Below are 17,148 nucleotides of genomic sequence, written 5' to 3'. Positions count from 1 at the left end.
GTGGCTATGCACGGCGACGGGTCAGCAAATCGAGGCGAGCAGTTTGAGGCGGCCGAGCGGGAGGCTGCCAAGCAGCGCCTTCTGGCCCAGGCCGAGGCGGAGCGCGTACCCGTTGACGACACGACCCGCGCGGTCCCGGACCGGCGGTGGCGGCGTGACCAACGATGACCTCCCGATCGGCCGACGCGTGGCCCGGTGGCGGGTGCGGCGGTCGATGACGCAGCAGATGCTTGCCGACCGGTTGCGCAGGTCGAAGAGCTGGGTGGACAAGATCGAGCGGGGTGCCCGCACCCTGGACCGGTACTCGGTGATCCAGGAACTGGCCCACGTCCTGCGGGTAGAGCCGGAGGTGCTACTCGGCCAGCCGCCCAGCACCCCGGCGGGCACGCCGGACGGGGTGGACGACATCCGGGCAGCGCTCGCCCGCTACGACATCCCGCAGGCTCCACCGCAGACGGACGAGCTGAGGCGGCAGGTTGGGCATGCCTGGTTGACCTACCAGCACGCGCACTACGGACAGTTGGTGCGTCTGCTGCCGGGTCTGCTCGACGCCGCTCGGGCCGCGCAGAAAGCAGAGGTGCTGGTGCAGGCGTACCGCATCACCTCGTCGCTGCTGGTCAAGCTCGGCGAGGCCGACCTCGCCTGGCTGGCCGCAGACCGCGCGATGTCCGCCGCCGGCGACGACCCGATCCTGGCGGCAAGCGCAACCATCTCGGTAACCCAGGCCCTCCGCGCCAACAACCGCAACCCCCTGGCCCTAAAGGCGGCCCTCCCAACGGCGAACCGCCTCCTCGCGCCCCAGTCCCACCCCGTCGATCATGAGGTTGGCGGGTCTGGTGGAGATCAAACCGCCCGTCAACCTCATGATCAACGTGGCGAGGGCGAGGGCGAGGGCGAGGGCGAGGGGCGGGGGCGGGGGTGGGGGTGGGGGTGGGGGTGGGGGGCAGGGCGAGCATCGGGGGAGGGCGGTGGGTGGGACGTTGCTGGTGCAGGCGGCGCTGGCCGCCGCCGGATGCGGCGAGCATCGCCGCGCCGACGAGCTGACCGACCGGGCCGCGGGCGTCGCCGCCAGCCTGAGGAGGTACGACGACACGCACCGCACCAACTTCGGGCCGGTCGCCGTCGAGCTGGCCCGGGTTCTCATTGCGGCACAACGGGGTGACGCCGCAGAGGCGTTGCGGAGGCACTCAAGCGTCGTGCGGCGGGAAGGGTGGCGGCGGTTGCCGGCCGAGTATCGGGGTGCGTACCTGGTCGACGTCGCGCGGGCTTACCTGCACCTGGGTGACGTGCGCGGGGCGGCCCGCGCCCTGGTGGACGCGGACAGTGTCGCGCCCGCTGAGGTTCGGTGCCGGGCGTCGGCGCGTACCGTCATCGCGGATGTCGCCCGGACGCAGCCGGCGCCGGCCGGCGTGGCGCGACTGGCGACGCTGGTCGGCCTCACCCGGTGAGACTCAGACGGGACCTGACCGGTTACGTGCCCGGGACCTACCTGGTCGCGGTAGCTTGGTCTGAGACGCCTGAGAACTGCTCAATCATGGCCGATGTGACGGTTCGTCGCGGCGACAGCAGCGCTATCGACGCCTGGCGCGACATCACGATCGCCACCGATGTCGACCAGCCCTGAGCGTTGGCCGCGGGCTCTGTTCCAACGTCACCATCTGACTGGAAAGCGATCATGATCGCAGCTTTGACGGGGTTCACCCAGCAGCTAATGCCGGTGAATGGCATCAAGATCAACGCTGTCACGGGGGGCTCGGGCCCGCCGGTCCTTCTGCTGCACGGCTGGCCGGAAACGTGGTGGGGTTGGCACCGTGTGATGCCGCTGCTGGCCGAGCGTTTCAGCGTGGTGGCCATCGATCTGCGCGGCGCGGGCTTCTCCGACTGCCCGCTCGACGGCTACGACAAGGCGACGATGGCGCGCGACGCGCACGACGTCATGGTTGCCCTCGGGCATGAACGCTACGCCGTGTGCGGACACGACATCGGCGGGATGGTCGCCCTGCCGCAGGCCGCCAGCTATCGGCAGGCTGTCACCCACCTGGCCGTCCTCGACGTTCCGCTCCCCGGCTGGACCGGATGGGAGGCGGCGACCGCGAGCCTCTGGCACTTCAGCTTCCACACGAACCGGGATCTACCCGAGCGCCTGATCCACGGCCGTGAGTATGACTACGTGTCGACCTTCATGGCTGAGCGGTTCTACGACCACAGCACCTTTGATCCGGCGGACATCGACATCTACGCGAAGGCGATGGCGCTCCCTGGCCGCACTCGCGGCGGTCTGGAGTGGTATCGGACCCTCGCCGCCGACCATGCGGCCGCGCTCGAGTACAAGAAGCAACCGCTGGATATACCGGTGCTGGGTCTCGGCGGGGACCAGCGCTTCGGTGCGCAGATGGTGCCGATGCTCAAGGAGTTCGCCGGCAACGTGACGGGCGGCCCGGTCGCGCGGTCCAGCCACTATCTCGCGGAGGAGCGGCCGGATGAGGTCGCGAGCGCTCTGACCGATTTCCTCGAAGCCAAGTGACACTCTGCGATCGCGCCGATCGGTCAGACAAGAAGGGAAAGCTGTCATGAGCGCACCTGTCATACGCGGCGTCAACCACATCGGCATCACGGTGCCCGACATCGAAGCCGCGAAGACGTTCTTCGTGGAAGCATTCGGCGCCCAGGTTATCTATCAGTCCTTCGGGCCGGAGGATCCGCCTCGGCAGGGGCCCGAATTCGAGCGGGCCGTTGGTGCTCACCCGGGAACGGTCGTGCGCGCGCAGGCGATGGTCAAGATCGGAACCGGACCCGACTTCGAGCTGTTCGAGATGCACGGCCCCCAACAAGCCGAGCCGGTTCGACCGAGCGACTTCGGCATCACGCACTTCGGCCTCTACACCGACGACATCGACGCATCGGTCGAGCGCCTCAGAAGGGCCGGAGGCACCCCCCTCACGGAGCCTCGCCCGATTCCTTATACGACTGAACAGGGTCCGGGAAACAGGGTCTGCTACTGCCGTACGCCGTGGGGCACGACGATGGAGTTCATCACCACGCCGGACCGCATGCCCTATCACGACCAGACGGATCTGCGTAGGTGGCAGGACGAGGAGTGAACACCTGCCTGGGGAGCCTCAGGTGCGCCTCAGCCAACGGTCGAAGAGCGCTGCCAGTTCACCGCGATGCCGTCACGGGACATCATCGGCGGCCCCGGCTCGCTAGGCTCTGCGGCCATGCGTACCTTTCGATCGGTCCGTGCCCTGGTGGCGGTCACCGGCGTGTCCACCCTGCTTCTGATGCCGGTGCCCGCCGTCGCGGCCGAGCCGGATGCGATCGCCCTGGTCGATGCGGCAACCGACGGCACACCCGGCAACGGCGGGGTCGGCGGGTCGGACATCTCCGACGACGGCAGGTACGTCGCCTTCGCCTCCACCTCGGACAACCTCGTCCCGGGCGACACGAACCAGAACACGGACATCTTCGTCCGCGACACGGAGACCGGCACCACCACCCTGGTCAGCGGTGGCCTGGACGGGCAGCCGGCCAACAACGGGGCCGAGTACACCACGGCGATCTCCGGCAACGGCCGGTACGTGGCCTTCACGTCGTACGCGTCGAACCTCGTGCCCGGCGACACCAACAACGAAGTCGACGTCTTCGTGCACGACCGCCAGACCCTGTTGACCACACGGGCCAGCGAGTTCGCGGGTGGGCGGCAGATTCAGGGCATCAGCAGCAGTGCCACCATCTCCGACAACGGCCGTTACACCGCGTTCATCATCACCTCGTTCACCGGCGACCTGGACGACCAGGGCCTCCGGCTCTACGGGCAGGTGGCGTACGTCCACGACTCGCAGCTCGACAAGACCACACGGGTGAGCTTGCAGGCCGACGGCGGCACGAACCTCTCGGCGTTCCAGGTCGTCATCTCGGGTAGCGGGCGGCGGGTGGCGTTCAGCGGGTACGGCGACTGGGTCGGCGACGGCGGCACGGACGCCGGCGTCTTCGTTCACGACCTGTCATCCGGCGCGACGGTCCGGGCCAACCTGCCGGCCACCGACGGTGACTTCCGCAGTGGGTCGAGCCCGAGCATCAACAGGGACGGCACCAGGGTGTCGTGGGAGTCGTACGAGCCGTACGTGCCGGCGGACACCAACGAGGCGGGCGACGTCTACGTCCGCGACCTGATCGCTGACACCACAGTGCTGGTCAGCGCCAGTCGCGGGAGCGCGGGCGCGGGCGACAACTACAGCACGTCCGGTCGACTGGCGGCCGGCGGTCGTTACGTGTCCTTCTACTCCCCCGCCTCCGACCTCGTTCCGCGCGACGGCAACGGCGTCGGCAGTGACGTCTTCGTGCGGGACCTCAACACCGGTCGGACGACGGCGGTGAGCACCACCGCCGCCGGGGCGACCGGCAACGGCGAGAGTTTCGACGGAGTCACCTCGGCCAACGGGAGCCGGATCGTCTTCAGGTCCAGCGCGACGGACCTGGGGGTCGACCCGGGCGACGGTCACGAACACCTCTTCGTGCGCTGCCTGCGCAACTGCTGACCGGCGAGAGCGTGCTGCCTCGGACCACGACGGTCGATGTCCCGACCGTGCGGTGCCTCCCGATCGGTGGCATGTCCGACGCGTCCTCTGCGGTGGCGAAGACGAACTGCTTCGCGCCGGGACGGTAGGGGCGGGCCATGGGCGTCCTTCGTTCGGGTGCGAAAGGTCCACCAGCGTAGGGGATCCCGAACCGCGAGCGGGGCGGGGTTTCCGGGAACGTGAGATTCGGGCATGTATGTCGGCACTGCTGGAGGGGAGAGACAGCAATGCTGGTAACCGGTTATCTCGGCGCGGTGCTCATCGGCGCCCTGGTCGGCCTGCTCGGGCGACTCATCCTGCCGGGGCGGCAACGGATCGGCGTCGTCGCCACGTTCGTCCTCGGCGTCGGCTCGGCGGTGCTGGGCACCGTGGTCGCCCGGGCGCTCCACGTCGACGACGACGCCGGTGTGAAGGTGTGGGTGCTGCGCTGGGACTGGATCGTGCTCGCGATCCAGGTCGGCCTCGCGATCGTCGCCGTGGCGCTGGCGAACATGCTCACCTTCACCCGGCTTGCCGGTGGTGACGAAACCCCTCGTCGGCGGCCCCGTCGCAGCAAGGCCAAGAGCTGACGAGCCGACCCCGCTCAGTCGGCCGTCAGCCGGGCCCTACGCCGGCCGCGTGTCGCTGACGGCGAGGGCCACCAGCGACAGCGGCACGAAGACCCAGAGCTGAAGCACTGTGTACCGGTGCAGTTCCCCGCCGATGTCGGCGCCGGCCAGCTCGGCGTCGAGCGGTGGTCGGAGCGCGGCTTCTTCCAATCGACGATCGTACGATTACCGGCTGCGGGTGATCGACTTGTGCTCGACGTAGCCGGTCAGGCCGACCTTGCCGTACTCGCGGCCGAGACCGCTGGCCTTGTAGCCACCGAAGGGTCCGTCGAAGCTGATCGGCGAGCCGTTCAGCGTGACGGTGCCCGTACGCAGCCGGCGGGCGACGGCCAGGGCGCGGGCAACGTCCGCGGACCAGATTCCGCCGGACAGGCCGTACTCGGAGTCGTTGGCGATCCGCACGGCGTCGTCATCGTCGTCGTAGGCGATGACGACCAGGACCGGGCCGAAAATCTCCTCCTGCGCGATGCGCATGCCGTTGTCGACGTCGGCGAACACGGTCGGGGTGACGTAGTTGCCCTTCTCCAGGCCGGCGGGGATCTGCGGGCCGCCGGTCACCAGACGCGCGCCGTCCTCGATGCCGATGGTGATGTAGTCGATGACACGCTGCTGCTGGTCGCGGCGGATCATCGGGCCGATGAAGGTGTCGGATGCGGCCGGGTCGCCGACCTTCAGCGACTCGACCATGTCTTTCACGGCGGTGACAACCTCCTCGTAACGGCTGCGTGGAGCCAGGATGCGGGTCTGCAGGATGCACGCCTCGCCGTTGTTGCCCAGCGAGCCGAACCGCAGTCCCTGCATCGCGGCGGCCAGGTCCGCGTCGTCCAGGATCAGTGCGGCGGACTTGCCGCCCAGTTCCAGACCGACTCGCTTGAGTTGCTGCCCGGCGATCGCCGCGATCCGCCGGCCGGCGCGGGTCGAGCCGGTGAAGGAGATCTTGTCGACGTCGGCGTGCGAGACGAGGTGCTCGCTGGTCTCCCGATCCGCCGGGAGCACACTGAGGACGCCTTCGGGCAGCCCGGCCTCGTGCCAGAGGTCCGCCAGCAGCATCATGCTCAGCGAGTTCTCCGGGGAGACCTTGAGCACGACGGTGTTGCCCGCCAGCAGAGCCGGGATCAGCTTCGCGGTGGCGGCGGAGAACGGGGAGTTCCACGGGATGACCGCGGCGACCACACCGATCGCCTCGCGCCGGACGATGGTGTCGAAGGCCACCGAAGGGTCGGACGGCGCGACGATCTCCTCCCAGCCGAACTCCTCGGCCGCCTGGAGGTAGGCGTTGGTCTGACGGGTCAGGAAGGGTTGACCGATCTTGGTGAACCAGCCTGCCGAGCCGTTCTCCCTGGAGATCGCCGCGGCGATCTCGTCCGCCCGCGCGGCACGCAGCGCGTCGTAACGACGCACGACGTCTTGGCGCTCCTTCGGCGAGGTGCGCGGCCACGGACCGTGGTCGAACGCCTCACGCGCGGCGGCGACAGCCTTGTCGATGTCGGCTGGTGCGGCCTGCGCCACGCGGCCGAGCACCGACTGGTCGTGCGGGGACAGGATGTCGAGCATCAACTCCGGCGCGCTGGGAGTCACCCAGGAACCACCGATGTAGAGCTTGTCGCGCACAGTCATGTTTGATTCCTTGAGATGAGAAGGGGTGGAGGTATGCGGGCGGGGTGGATGTCGGCGCGCCGCCGGGCGGACCATCCGCGCGACGGACTCGGCGAAATCGCCGAGTCCGTCGCGGTCGGTGGAGACGCTGAGTTCGCGCCCTACCGCGTCTTCCGCGGCTCGCGCCGCCGTGAACTGCGGGGCGAGTGTCGGTCAGGCGGTGGGGTAATCCGTGGACCGGCTCACCTCGGCCCACGAGTTGGCCTCCGCTATACGGCCTTCCTCTGAGCTGATCGCGATCCCTAGTGCGTCGCTGCCGAGCAGCAGCCGGCGCGGAGGCTCCGCGGCGTCCACGGTGTCGACGATGGCGCGGGCCATGCGGTCCGGGTCGCCGGGCTCGTTCCCGGCATACTGTGCGAATCGATTCAGCCACGCGCCGACCGTCTGCTCGTAGTCAGGCGTGATGGGACCGGAGGGTTCGGCGGCCCCGGCGGCCCAGCCGGTGCGGATACCACCCGGCTCGACGATGGTGACCTTGATGCCCAAGGGGGCCACTTCGTTGGCGAGGACCTCGGAGAAGCCCTCTACGGCAAACTTCGCCGTCTGGTAGGCACCCAGGCCGGGGGTGCCGCCTACGCGGCCGCCGATCGAGGAGATCTGCACGATATGCCCGGATCGCTGCCCGCGCATCACGGGTAGGACCGCCCTCGTCACATTGACCACGCCGTACAGGTTCGCTTCGACCTGCGCGCGGAATTCCTCCTCGGGGAAGTCCTCGATCGAGCCGCTGGTGGCGTAGCCCGCGTTGTTGACCACCACGTCGATGGAGCCGAACCGCTGCACCGCCGCGGCGACCACCTCTCGGGCCTGCGCCGGGGAGGTGACGTCGAGCGCGACGGCCGCGAGACGCTCGGGGTGCTCTGCCGCCAGGGAAGCCAGCGCTTCCGGCTTGCGGGAAGTCGCCACTACCCGGTCGCCGGCCTTCAGCGCTGCGAGCACCAGTGCCTTGCCCAGGCCCTGCGAGCCACCGGTGATCAGCCAAGTCCTTGTCACCGTACGTATCCTCTCGCTTGTCATCCTCGCCACCCTGAAGCGGGCAGCAACACAACCGTAGAGTTACGGTCGCTAAATGCAACAACACCGAGGCGGAAAAATTCTGTTCCGCGACTCACATGCAGAAGATTGCCGGGCAGCTGAAACAGTCGAGTATGATCGCAGCGCCATGAGAGCCGATGCCGCCCGTAATCTAGATGCCGTCCTCCGCGCCGGAGCTCGACTTCTGGCCGAGGACCCCGGCACCTCCATGTCAGCCGTCGCCGCTGCCGCCGGAGTGGACCGCACCACCGTGCACCGCCGCTTCGCGAACCGCGAAGCCCTGCTCAGTGCCGTCTTCCAGGCCAAGCTCGACTCCGCCGAGAACGTCCTCGACGAGGCCCGCCTGACCGAGGCCCCCGTGCCCGTCGCCCTGCACCGCTACGTGGAGGGAATCGTCCCCGTCAGCCGTGAGTGGCCTCTCGACACTCGCCGCATGATGCAGAACGACCCTGCCGCCAGCATCCGCCGTCAGGAGCAGAGCGCCCGAGTCGACGCCTTCATCCGCCGATCGCGAGACGAGGGATACCTCCGCGGCGACGTGGACATGACCTGGGCGCGAACGGTCCTCGACCAACTCGTCGACGCCGCCGCCCACCAGTTCCCGACCCTGACGCCACCGCAAGCCGCCGACCTCGTCGTAGCCACCTTCATGAACGGCCTCGGCGCGGCCTGACGGTCGGAGCGATCACCACCCGCCTGGCACGGCTGGCGACTACCGGGCAGCCTCCGCTCCCGGCTGCAGGGGACAGCCGTCCAATACGATGCGGGGATGGGCAGATTCCTCGCGCTGTTCCACGGCGCGGCTGACGAGGCCGGCAAGGCCGACCTCACCGAACAGCAGCAGACCGAGTTCATCAACGCCTGGGCGTCGTGGGCGCAGGCCAACGAGAAGGCCATCATCGACCCGGGTGCTCCGCTGAACGCGAAGAAGCTGGTCACCGCGCAGGGTGTCGAGGACGTCACCGACTCTCTGACCGGCTACACCATCGTCGAGGCGGGCTCGCACGACGAGGCGGTGCAGATCTTCTCCGGGCACCCGCACCTGGGGCTGTTCGCCGGAAACTCGATCGCGGTCCTGGAATGCCCGCCCCCGCCGAGCTGACAACCCGTGCCGCCCGGCGGCGGCTTCACCGACGCCGACAGCGGCGCGTCGCGGATCACTCGAATAACGTGAGGCCGAACCGGGTTTCGGTGCACGACTGCGTGCTGCGGTTCAGGAAGTGCGCCGCGCGATGGCGGCCTCGACGCCGTCGAGGATCAGGTTGAGGCCGAAGGTGAAGTCCTGGTCCTGTGGGTCCTCGCCCGGTTCGCTCTCGAACGCGCCCGCCGCGAACAGCGGCGCGGCCTCGGGGAAGCGCTCCGGGCGGACGAGCGCGGCGAGGGCGCGGCCGTAGTTCTCCTCGACGTCGGCCTGACTCAGCCCGGTGCCGCTGCGGCCCTCCGCCATCTGCCGGCCCTGCAGGATCGCGTTGCGCACGTAACCGCTGACGACGACGAGTACGCCTGCCTTCGTCCTCGGCTGCAGGCCGGTGTCGCGAAGGACCCGCAGGAACGCGTCCATCCAGCCGATGGCGTTCGGCCCTCGGGGTGGGCCGGCGATCGGCACCTCCACGAGCCACGGGTGTTCGGCGTATCGGGCGCGGATCGCCGCCGCCCAGCGATGGACGCCGTCACGCCAGTTGTCCGCTTCCAGCCGGGGGGCGGGCCCGGTGGCGTGGTCGGTCATCAGTTCGACGAGTTCCTCCTTCGAGCCCACGTGCCGATAGAGCGACATCTTGGTGAAGCCGAGAGTCTGCGCGACCTTCTGCAGGGTCACCCCGTCCAGGCCCTCGTGGTCCGCCAGGTCCACCGCAGCGCCGACGACCCGCTCGACATCGAGTTCGGCGGGCCGGCCACGGCGTGCGGATGTCGGCAGTCGCCAGAGTCGCGCCAGGTCGGCGGGCACGTCGTCGGCCATTGACGGCATATTGTGTCCCATGGATAGTATCTCCTGTACATTAAAGCTGTCGTCGGGCCGGACGGGGAGAAAAGCATATGGACGTGTCAGCGGGCACCATCGGCGCCACGGCGAGCCCGTCGAGAGCCGGGCAGCGCCTGCACGACCTCGACGCGCTGCGGGGCTTCGCGCTGCTCGGGATCTTCGTCGTGAACATCACCTTCATGGCCTCCGGTTACCCGGGCAACCTGATCACGGACCCGGCGTTCTCGTCGGTCCTCGACGATGCGGCGCGGTTCCTGTCCGCGGTGTTCGTCGACATGAAGTTCTACATCCTCTTCTCGTTCCTCTTCGGATACAGCTTCACCCTGCAGATGGAGGCGGCTGGGCGCGCGGGCGCCGCGTTCGGGCCGCGGATGCTGCGCCGGATCGCCGGCCTGTTCATCCTCGGCGCCCTGCACACCGCGCTCCTGTACGGCGGCGACATCCTGATGACGTACGCGGTGGTCTGTTTGGTCCTGCTCGCGATGCGCCGGGTCCGCGACCGGACGGCGCTGCGCGTCGCCGGCGTGCTCTACGGGATCGTGCTGATGAGCCTGCTGGCCAGCGGGCTTCTCGTGAACTCCTCCGCGTTCCTGCCGACCCGAGCCGAGGCACTGACCAACGCCGAGAAGGCGACGGCCGCGATGCTCGGCGGATGGAGCGACGTCATCGGCCACCACCTCTCCGGGCTCCCCTTTCTGGTGCTGCAGTCCGCGACGTTCCAGGGGCCGACGGCGCTGGCGATGTTCCTGCTCGGCATGGTTGCCGGCCGACGGCGGCTCCTCGCCGGTGTCAGCGGTCACGAGCCGGTGCTGCGGCGGATCCAGTGGATCGGCTTCCCCGTGGGTATCGCGGGCGGCGTGGCGTACGCGCTGGGCGGCGGCAACGGCGAGCCACTGGCCGTGGGTGTGAGCGCGGCGACCGCGCCGCTGCTGACAGCCGCGTACGTGGCCACGCTGCTGCGGATGATGCACGGCCCGCGGTTCGGGTTCGTGCGGTCGGCCCTGGCACCGGCGGGGCGGATCGCGCTCACCAACTATCTGGGGCAATCGCTGCTGGGGCTGCTCATCTTCAGCGGGATCGGGCTCGGCCTGGCCGGGAGGGTGTCGCCGGTGGGGACGACCGGTCTGGCATTGCTGATCTTCGCGGCGCAGCTTACGGTGAGCGCGTGGTGGCTGCGTCATCACCGGTACGGGCCGGCGGAGTGGGCGCTACGGCGGGTGACGAACGGAAGGACGGCAGAGCCGGCGGCGAGCCGGAACGGCATCTCATAGAGGTGCGGCGCGCCCCGCACCGTCCCAAGCAGGACCGTGTCGCGGTGTGCCGTGGCCGCACGGACGCCGAGTACGGATCACTCGGAGAACGGGCGGATTTTCATGAAGTTCCTTCTCACGTCGGGGGGCATCAGCAACCCGAGCATCTCCGCCGCCCTCGTCGACCTGCTGGGCAAGCCGATCGCCGAGTCCACGGCCCTGTTCATCCCCACCGCCGTCCACCCCTTCCCCGGCGGAGCCGAGAGGGCGTGGAAGGCGGTTCACGGCCGCGCCGACATCCCGCTGTGCCAGCTGGGTTGGAAGTCCCTGGGGTTGCTGGAGCTCACCGCGCTGCCGACCATCCGAGAGGAGAACTGGGTGCCGGCGGTCCGGCAGGCCGACGCCCTCCTCGTCTGGGGCGGCGACGTGCTCTACCTGACCTACTGGATGCGCCGGTCGGGCCTGGCCGACCTCCTGCCGTCGCTGAGCGACACGGTCTACGTGGGGGTCAGCGCCGGGAGCATCGCGGTCACCCCGTACAACTGCGACGCCGAATTCGATCTCGGGTTCGTCCCGGACGGCAGCGACATGGCGAAGGACGCCGACCGGGCGCTGGGGCTGGTGGACTTCACGCTGTACCCCCACCTCAACCATCCGGACATGGAGGACACCGACCTGCCGACCATCCAGGAGTGGGCGTCCGGAATCCCGGTCCCGACGTACGCCATCGACGACGACACCGCCATCACTGTGGTCGGTGGCAGCGTCGACGTCGTCTCCGAAGGCGAGTGGAGACTGATCAACCCCTGACCGGGGTGATCCCGTCAGTCGAGCACCGACTCGCCGCCCGGGTAGGCGAACGAGGCGCGCAACTGGCCCTGGTTGACGGCGTCACCGGTGCGCCCGACGCGGGCCGTCGTCCGGATCACGGGTACGCCGTCCGCCTCGGTGGTGGCGACCAGCCGCTGTCCGCGTACCTCGATGGTGGTGTTTCCCGGGGTTGCCGGAACGCCGCGGGCGGTGGCGTAGGCCCGGACGACCGGGCTGGAATTGACGTAGTGGGTCCACCAGCGACCGGGCGTCACACCGTCGGGGGCGTCCACCCCGAAAAGATCCGGTCCGATGTACGTCAGGGAGTACGCGCCGAAGCCGGAGGTCTGCCCGGCGTCGTCGACGACGTACTGGTTCATGAAGACCTGGCGGTTCGGCGCCGGGTGAGCCCGTCGGGCACCAGGGCGGCCACCGCGTCGGGGTCGGCCGGAAGCCAACCGAAGTAGATCATCCTGCTGTTCACGACGAACTGCGGAGCGACGAGTTCGGTCACGAGGGGTCCTCCCGCCGGGCATCGATACGTAGCCGCGACGCTACGGAGTGGCCCGACACCCGGACAACGACGGATTGCCGACATGCGGGCGCCCGGCGGGACGCGGCGGAGGGACCACCCGTCCGAGTGGTCCCTCCGCTGGTGTGCCGGTGCGTGGCTAGACTTCAGGTTGGCAGTTCACCTGCGTCTGCTGCGGCGGGCGCAGCCTCGGGAGGGTGTTCCCGCACCCTTCCGAGGGGCCGTCCCGTCGGACGGCGTCTACTCGCAGAAGACTCGCACCGTGGCATCGGGGGAGTCCACCTCCACCGTCACGTCGTCGAGGTGCTCCACGAGGGCCTCCAACTGCTCCGGCTTGAGCTGCGTCAGGTCGATCGGCACACCCGAGTCGCTGAGTGAAGCGTTGGCCTTGACCAGGGCCTGCGGCGGGACCAGCGCCGCCAGCCGTACGCCGGCCCGCAGCAGTTGCAGTGGCACCCGCACGTTGACCCGCGACGGCTCGCCGTTGTCGGTGGCGTCCACCACCACCCGCAGGTACTTCACCTTGCCCTTCGGTCGGAGGTCGTGACCTGCCACCGCTGGTGCCTGGTCCCGTTCGAGGGCGGCGATGAGCTGCTCCGCCTCCTCCGCGGTGACCTTGCCGGCGGCGAGCATGTCGAGGATGTCCTTGCGTTGTTCGGTCATACGAACCTCTCCTATCGGATGGCCACGAGCACGGCCAGGCGGCCCTGCTCGATGTCGAAGCGGGCGCCGGGCAGCGCGGAGACGACGCGCCAACCGGCACCGAGTGCCCGCATCACACGGATGCGGAACACGAGGCAGGCCACGATCGCCGCGAGGACGACCAGGATCACGACCGGCAGGAGTACGAGCGCCACGGGGAGCACCGGGACCCAGAAGCGGAGGGGCCGGTGGTCCGGGCGGTCGACCTTGACGGTCACCAACTGCGGCATCACGATCGGCCGTCCAGCTCGGCCAACGCCTGCTGGGCGGTGATCTCACCGCGGCGCAACCTGTCGATGATGTCGGCCCGCGACGGCGCCGGATCGGTCTCGACGAAGTCGAGCATCTGGGTGATCCGGTTGAGTCGTGACTTGATCGTCGGGTAGCTCACCCCGAAGATGCGCTCCATCTCCTTGATCGACCCGTGGCAGCGCACGAACGCCGTCACGAAGACCTGGTCCTCGACGTTGAGCTGAGCCAGTTGCGGTAGCTCGAACTCGCCCTCGATCGCCACGCCGTTGCTCGCCAGGCGCACCCGCTCGACGACGAACGGCTGGCCCCGCGTCAGGCTGGTCAGTTCCTGCCAGTCCATCGCCTGCTCTTTCATATCTGAAGTTGTACCTCAGCAATACTCAACTTCAAAGAGTATGAGATTAACTTTTTTAATCGAGCCCGCATGGTGCGGCTGGCGGCGAGCGGTGGGTGGCCGGTAACGCAACCGCGGCGGGACCGGGAGAGGTCCCGCCGCGGCGGCTGGGGGCACGAGATCGCGGCGGGCTCGGGAGAGTCCCACCGCGGCCGAGGGGTGTCGCTACGGGGCGAACCAGGTGAAGGCCTGGTTGTTCGAGGTCGTGTAGCAGGTGAATTGCATCATGTCGGCGCCGTTCTGAACCGAGTTACCCTCCACCGCCAGGCACTTGCCGGTGCTCCGGTTCTTCAACTGGTAGTAGTCAGAGCCCCCGGAGCCGAAGTTCAAGATCGGCAGCCACTGGTCGTTGAGGCGGGCGTCGCCGCACACCTGCGTGACGACCTTCGCCCGCTCGGCGGAGGAGTCGCCCTGCACGGCCATGCACCGTCCGCCGTTGCGGTAGGAGATCCGGTAGTAGCCCGAGCTGGTCGTGGTGAAGGTCCAGTTGCGGTTCGTCCCGGTCTCGCAGAGGCGCTGCTCGATGACGATGTTGGTAGCCGACGAGTAACCGGCGGGGTGCAGGCAGTAGTAGTTCGTGAAGGGCTGGATGATCCACGGGCCGGAGGTGGCCGCCGCCGCCGGGCTGCCGGTGCCGATCAACGTCGCTGCGATCATGGCGAACACCGCCACCAGGACGCTCGTCGTTCTGCGCTTCATGAGGGGCCTTTCCGTTGTCCACAGTGGAGGAAGCCCGCCAAGGCTAGCGATCATGCTCGATCCACGCTAGTCCATGGCAGCCGCGCCTATCCGTTCACGACGGCCTTGAGTGCCGTGTCGGGTGCCTGCTCTGCCGGGGCAGGGAGGTCGGGCAGCATCCGAGACGGATCGACCCGCACCGTCCGGTGATGAGTTTTCCGACCCACGCCCGTCACACCTATGCCAGGACATGACGAGGCGGAAGGATGACGTGATGAGTACCGACGTGAGGGACCTCGCCGAGGTCGACGAGCCGGAGTTCACCGGGCTGGCGCAGCGGCACCGACGGGAACTGCACGTGCACTGCTACCGGATGCTCGGGTCGTTCGAAGACGCCGAGGACACCGTGCAGGAGACGTTCCTACGGGCCTGGCGGCGGCGGGAGACCTTCGAGGGCCGCTCGACGTTTCGGGCCTGGCTGTACCGGATCGCCACCAACGCCTGCCTCGACCTGCTCGCCAAATGCCGCCCGGAGCCCGCGACCGGCGGCGAGGTGCGCTGGTTGCAGCCCTACCCGGACCGGCTGCTCGACGAGCTGCCGGCGGGCGACGCCGACGAACCGGAGGCCGTCGCCGTCGCCCGGGAGACGATCGAGCTGGCGTACGTGGTCGCCGTCCAGCACCTCGCACCGCGCCCACGGGCCGCGCTGATCCTGCGCGATGTGCTCGGCTGGCCGGCGAAGGATGTCGCGGACCTGCTCGGCGACTCCGTCAACTCGGTGAACAGCGCGCTGCAACGCGCCCGCGCCGGCATGCGGGAGCACCTGCCCGCCGAACGGCAGGACTGGACCGGCGGCGACGAGGACGCCGCGACCCGTGAACTGGTACGCCGCTTCACCGAAGCCAGCGTCGCCACCGACATCGGCCGACTCACCACGATGCTGCGCGACGACGTGCGCTGCTCGATGCCGCCCACCCCGGGCCTGCACGTCGGGCGCGACGCGGTGGTGAACGACTGGATCGAGGACGGCTTCGACCGCATGACCGGCCTGCGCGGCGTCCCCACCTCCGTCAACCGGCAGCCCGCCGTCGCCTTCTACCACTGGCGGGAGCCGGAGAACGCGTACCTGCCGCTGACGCTCGACGTCCTGCGCATCACCGGCGGGGCGATCACCGAGATCGTCACCTTCCATGCCGACCGGTTCCCGACGCTCGGGCTGCCCGAGCGGCTGTCGGCGCAGCGTCCGCCTACTAGCGAACCTGAGGAGCACTGACATGACCAGCGCGAACGCCGCCCCTGCACCCACTCGGACCAACCGCCGCATCCTCGGGCTCGCCGGCACCGGCATCATCGTCACCCTCGCCGCGATCGTGGTCACCACAGCCGCCGCCGCGCTCGCCCAGGCCGTCGGCGTCGACTTCGAGATCCCCGACGGCGGGGAGAAGATCCCGCTGGGCGGGTTCGCCGTGGTGACCGGCTTCTTCTCGATCGTCGGCGTCGTCATCGCCGTCGCCCTGCTGCGGTGGAGCGCCCGCCCCGCCGAGCGGTTCCTCTGGACGGCGGTGTCGCTGACCGCGATCTCGCTCGTCCCGCCTCTGCTCGCCGGGGCGAACACCGCCACCACCGTCGCCCTTCTCGGCCTGCACCTCGTACCGGCGGCGGTCGTGATCCCCACCCTGACGCGCAGCCTCCGCGTTCGGGCCGGTTGACCCGGGCTGCGTTCGTGTCGGTTGACCCGGGCTGCGTTCGGGTCGGTTGACCCGGGCTGCGTTCGTGTCGGTTGACCCGGGCTGCGTTCGGGTCGGTCGACGCGGGCTGCGTTCGGGTCGGTCGACGCGGGCTGCCGCCGGGGCGGGACGCGGGGGGCTGGGGTTGCCGCGCCGTTGAGCGATCGGGGCCTGGGGTTGCCGGGCCGCCCCTCGGTCCGGCCCGGACGACCAGGGTGGCGGTCCGCTGTCGCATACTCGGTATGCTCTGCGAACATGCGACCTGGTGATCGGACGGTGGCACTCGCCTCCGTGGTGGGCGGCTTCCTGCTCGGCGTCCTCGACTTCTGCTGGATCAAGTGGCTGCCGTTCCCCGTCGCCGAACTCGGCAACTCCACCGCCACCTGGGCGGTCGCCGCGTTCTTCTTCGGATACTGGGTGCGGTCCGGGTGGCTTCGCGCCGCGCTCGGCGCCACCGTCCTGCTCGTCGTCGCGGTACCCAGCTACTACCTCGCGGCCGCAATCCTGCAAGGCGACGACCTCGCGGTGCTCTGGGCGCCGTCGTCGCTGATCTGGATGTTCTTCGGCGTGCTCGCCGGGGTGGTGTTCGGCACCGCGGGGACGTGGGCGCGCGGCGCGGGCTGGCGGCAGGTCGTCGGCGCGGCGCTGCCCGCAGCCGTGTTCTTCGAGGAGGCGGCCCGGTTCGTCGGCAAGGCGAACGATCCCGACTACTCCTCACTCGCGTGGTGGAACGTCGCCATCGACGTGGCGCTGGGCCTGCTGATCGTCGTGCTGACCGGCGAGTCACACCGTCGGCGGGCACTCGTCGTCGCGGTGGCCGTACCCCTGGCCGCCGCGATCCTGGTGAGCTTCGCGCTGGTCGGTGGAGCCCTCTCCTGACACCCTCGCGCCTCGCGCCTCGCGCCTCGCGCCTCGCGCCTCGCGCCTCGCGCCTCGCGCCTCGCGC

General features: G+C 69.3%; 22 protein-coding genes and 1 pseudogene. 13 read left to right on the top strand and 10 right to left on the bottom strand.

From position 1 onward, the window contains the following. Positions 1-214: 214 nt before the first annotated feature. From O7617_RS30395 to O7617_RS30370, 6 genes and pseudogenes are all read left to right on the top strand, one after another. Positions 215-292: pseudogene (locus O7617_RS30395) on the top strand (hypothetical protein); the annotation flags it as partial. A gap of 676 nt (positions 293-968) precedes the next feature. Beyond that, positions 969-1,448 (top strand): hypothetical protein, encoded by a 480-nt coding sequence (locus O7617_RS30390; RefSeq protein WP_282264943.1) that lies wholly within the window; start codon positions 969-971, stop codon positions 1,446-1,448. Between the two features lie 239 nt (positions 1,449-1,687). Then, a complete protein-coding gene (locus O7617_RS30385; RefSeq protein WP_282259841.1) occupies positions 1,688-2,524 on the top strand; it encodes an alpha/beta hydrolase in 837 nt (278 codons plus the stop codon). Positions 2,525-2,570: 46 nt separating this feature from the next. Beyond that, positions 2,571-3,101, top strand: a complete 531-nt coding sequence (locus tag O7617_RS30380; protein ID WP_282259840.1) for a VOC family protein — start codon at positions 2,571-2,573, stop codon at positions 3,099-3,101. A 117-nt stretch (positions 3,102-3,218) separates the two neighbouring features. After that, positions 3,219-4,538, top strand: coding sequence for a hypothetical protein (locus O7617_RS30375; protein WP_282259838.1), 1,320 nt, complete (start codon positions 3,219-3,221; stop codon positions 4,536-4,538). Positions 4,539-4,804: 266 nt separating this feature from the next. After that, positions 4,805-5,146, top strand: coding sequence for a GlsB/YeaQ/YmgE family stress response membrane protein (locus O7617_RS30370; RefSeq protein ID WP_282259836.1), 342 nt, complete (start codon positions 4,805-4,807; stop codon positions 5,144-5,146). Positions 5,147-5,182: 36 nt separating this feature from the next. On the opposite strand, the gene O7617_RS30365 is transcribed toward O7617_RS30370, so the two are convergent. The 3 genes from O7617_RS30365 to O7617_RS30355 all read right to left on the bottom strand — a co-directional run bounded on the left by O7617_RS30365 (position 5,183) and on the right by O7617_RS30355 (position 7,834). Beyond that, positions 5,183-5,335 carry a hypothetical protein gene (locus O7617_RS30365; RefSeq protein ID WP_282259835.1) on the bottom strand — a complete coding sequence of 51 codons (153 nt, stop codon included), beginning with the start codon at positions 5,333-5,335 and terminating at the stop codon, positions 5,183-5,185. Positions 5,336-5,350: 15 nt separating this feature from the next. Further along, positions 5,351-6,802, bottom strand: a complete 1,452-nt coding sequence (locus O7617_RS30360; protein WP_282259834.1) for an aldehyde dehydrogenase — start codon at positions 6,800-6,802, stop codon at positions 5,351-5,353. A gap of 192 nt (positions 6,803-6,994) precedes the next feature. Then, the gene (locus O7617_RS30355; RefSeq protein WP_282259832.1) at positions 6,995-7,834 is read right to left on the bottom strand and encodes an oxidoreductase; all 840 of its coding nucleotides are present in this window, start codon (positions 7,832-7,834) and stop codon (positions 6,995-6,997) included. 76 nt (positions 7,835-7,910) lie between these two features. On the opposite strand from O7617_RS30355, the gene O7617_RS30350 reads away from it, so the two are divergent. Further along, on the top strand, positions 7,911-8,549 hold the full coding sequence (locus O7617_RS30350; RefSeq protein ID WP_348774158.1) for a helix-turn-helix domain-containing protein: 639 nt from the start codon (positions 7,911-7,913) through the stop codon (positions 8,547-8,549). A gap of 96 nt (positions 8,550-8,645) precedes the next feature. Further along, complete coding sequence (locus O7617_RS30345; RefSeq protein WP_282259829.1) at positions 8,646-8,978, top strand: hypothetical protein; 333 nt, start codon at positions 8,646-8,648, stop codon at positions 8,976-8,978. 111 nt (positions 8,979-9,089) lie between these two features. Here the strand turns inward: O7617_RS30345 and O7617_RS30340 are convergent, their stop codons facing one another. Beyond that, positions 9,090-9,833 carry a TetR/AcrR family transcriptional regulator gene (locus O7617_RS30340; protein WP_282259828.1) on the bottom strand — a complete coding sequence of 248 codons (744 nt, stop codon included), beginning with the start codon at positions 9,831-9,833 and terminating at the stop codon, positions 9,090-9,092. A gap of 77 nt (positions 9,834-9,910) precedes the next feature. On the opposite strand from O7617_RS30340, the gene O7617_RS30335 reads away from it, so the two are divergent. Next, positions 9,911-11,128: a DUF418 domain-containing protein gene (locus O7617_RS30335; protein WP_282259826.1), complete on the top strand. Its 1,218-nt coding sequence runs from the start codon at positions 9,911-9,913 to the stop codon at positions 11,126-11,128. A 102-nt stretch (positions 11,129-11,230) separates the two neighbouring features. Then, a complete protein-coding gene (locus tag O7617_RS30330; RefSeq protein ID WP_282259825.1) occupies positions 11,231-11,917 on the top strand; it encodes a Type 1 glutamine amidotransferase-like domain-containing protein in 687 nt (228 codons plus the stop codon). 14 nt (positions 11,918-11,931) lie between these two features. On the opposite strand, the gene O7617_RS30325 is transcribed toward O7617_RS30330, so the two are convergent. From O7617_RS30325 to O7617_RS30300, 6 genes are all read right to left on the bottom strand, one after another. Beyond that, positions 11,932-12,297 carry a hypothetical protein gene (locus O7617_RS30325; RefSeq protein ID WP_282259824.1) on the bottom strand — a complete coding sequence of 122 codons (366 nt, stop codon included), beginning with the start codon at positions 12,295-12,297 and terminating at the stop codon, positions 11,932-11,934. Then, positions 12,294-12,431, bottom strand: a complete 138-nt coding sequence (locus O7617_RS30320) for a hypothetical protein (RefSeq protein ID WP_282259823.1) — start codon at positions 12,429-12,431, stop codon at positions 12,294-12,296. Before O7617_RS30320 ends, O7617_RS30325 begins: the two co-directional genes overlap by 4 nt. A 258-nt stretch (positions 12,432-12,689) precedes the next feature. Then, a complete protein-coding gene (locus O7617_RS30315; RefSeq protein WP_282259822.1) occupies positions 12,690-13,112 on the bottom strand; it encodes a hypothetical protein in 423 nt (140 codons plus the stop codon). A gap of 11 nt (positions 13,113-13,123) precedes the next feature. Further along, positions 13,124-13,381, bottom strand: coding sequence for a hypothetical protein (locus O7617_RS30310; RefSeq protein WP_282259821.1), 258 nt, complete (start codon positions 13,379-13,381; stop codon positions 13,124-13,126). Further along, positions 13,381-13,743, bottom strand: a complete 363-nt coding sequence (locus tag O7617_RS30305) for a DUF2089 domain-containing protein (protein ID WP_145785671.1) — start codon at positions 13,741-13,743, stop codon at positions 13,381-13,383. The genes O7617_RS30310 and O7617_RS30305 overlap by 1 nt, the downstream gene beginning before the upstream one ends. Before the next feature lie 219 nt (positions 13,744-13,962). Further along, complete coding sequence (locus O7617_RS30300) at positions 13,963-14,496, bottom strand: RICIN domain-containing protein (RefSeq protein WP_282259820.1); 534 nt, start codon at positions 14,494-14,496, stop codon at positions 13,963-13,965. 253 nt (positions 14,497-14,749) lie between these two features. Between O7617_RS30300 and O7617_RS30295 the strand changes: the two genes are divergently transcribed. The 3 genes from O7617_RS30295 to O7617_RS30285 all read left to right on the top strand — a co-directional run bounded on the left by O7617_RS30295 (position 14,750) and on the right by O7617_RS30285 (position 17,081). Next, on the top strand, positions 14,750-15,748 hold the full coding sequence (locus O7617_RS30295; RefSeq protein WP_282259818.1) for an RNA polymerase subunit sigma-70: 999 nt from the start codon (positions 14,750-14,752) through the stop codon (positions 15,746-15,748). A 1-nt stretch (position 15,749) separates the two neighbouring features. Continuing rightward, positions 15,750-16,184, top strand: a complete 435-nt coding sequence (locus O7617_RS30290) for a DUF6069 family protein (RefSeq protein WP_282259816.1) — start codon at positions 15,750-15,752, stop codon at positions 16,182-16,184. Between the two features lie 273 nt (positions 16,185-16,457). Continuing rightward, positions 16,458-17,081 carry a DUF6518 family protein gene (locus O7617_RS30285; RefSeq protein WP_282259815.1) on the top strand — a complete coding sequence of 208 codons (624 nt, stop codon included), beginning with the start codon at positions 16,458-16,460 and terminating at the stop codon, positions 17,079-17,081. The last annotated feature ends 67 nt before the right edge of the window (positions 17,082-17,148 follow it).

Source organism: Micromonospora sp. WMMD1155 (assembly GCF_029581275.1).
Lineage (GTDB): Bacteria > Actinomycetota > Actinomycetes > Mycobacteriales > Micromonosporaceae > Micromonospora.
Note: the sequence above shows the minus strand (reverse complement) of the source record. Positions and strands in the feature narration are given on the sequence as shown.

Coding starts and splice junctions, on each gene's coding strand:
- O7617_RS30380 (WP_282259840.1), top strand. CDS start 2,571: ATGAGCGCACCTGTCATACGCGGCGTCAACCACATCGGCATCACGGTG.
- O7617_RS30375 (WP_282259838.1), top strand. CDS start 3,219: ATGCGTACCTTTCGATCGGTCCGTGCCCTGGTGGCGGTCACCGGCGTG.
- O7617_RS30370 (WP_282259836.1), top strand. CDS start 4,805: ATGCTGGTAACCGGTTATCTCGGCGCGGTGCTCATCGGCGCCCTGGTC.
- O7617_RS30360 (WP_282259834.1), bottom strand. CDS start 6,802: ATGACTGTGCGCGACAAGCTCTACATCGGTGGTTCCTGGGTGACTCCC.
- O7617_RS30350 (WP_348774158.1), top strand. CDS start 7,911: ATGCAACAACACCGAGGCGGAAAAATTCTGTTCCGCGACTCACATGCA.
- O7617_RS30345 (WP_282259829.1), top strand. CDS start 8,646: ATGGGCAGATTCCTCGCGCTGTTCCACGGCGCGGCTGACGAGGCCGGC.
- O7617_RS30340 (WP_282259828.1), bottom strand. CDS start 9,833: ATGGCCGACGACGTGCCCGCCGACCTGGCGCGACTCTGGCGACTGCCG.
- O7617_RS30335 (WP_282259826.1), top strand. CDS start 9,911: ATGGACGTGTCAGCGGGCACCATCGGCGCCACGGCGAGCCCGTCGAGA.
- O7617_RS30330 (WP_282259825.1), top strand. CDS start 11,231: ATGAAGTTCCTTCTCACGTCGGGGGGCATCAGCAACCCGAGCATCTCC.
- O7617_RS30325 (WP_282259824.1), bottom strand. CDS start 12,297: ATGAACCAGTACGTCGTCGACGACGCCGGGCAGACCTCCGGCTTCGGC.
- O7617_RS30315 (WP_282259822.1), bottom strand. CDS start 13,112: ATGACCGAACAACGCAAGGACATCCTCGACATGCTCGCCGCCGGCAAG.
- O7617_RS30310 (WP_282259821.1), bottom strand. CDS start 13,381: ATGCCGCAGTTGGTGACCGTCAAGGTCGACCGCCCGGACCACCGGCCC.
- O7617_RS30305 (WP_145785671.1), bottom strand. CDS start 13,743: ATGGACTGGCAGGAACTGACCAGCCTGACGCGGGGCCAGCCGTTCGTC.
- O7617_RS30300 (WP_282259820.1), bottom strand. CDS start 14,496: ATGAAGCGCAGAACGACGAGCGTCCTGGTGGCGGTGTTCGCCATGATC.
- O7617_RS30295 (WP_282259818.1), top strand. CDS start 14,750: ATGAGTACCGACGTGAGGGACCTCGCCGAGGTCGACGAGCCGGAGTTC.
- O7617_RS30290 (WP_282259816.1), top strand. CDS start 15,750: ATGACCAGCGCGAACGCCGCCCCTGCACCCACTCGGACCAACCGCCGC.
- O7617_RS30285 (WP_282259815.1), top strand. CDS start 16,458: ATGCGACCTGGTGATCGGACGGTGGCACTCGCCTCCGTGGTGGGCGGC.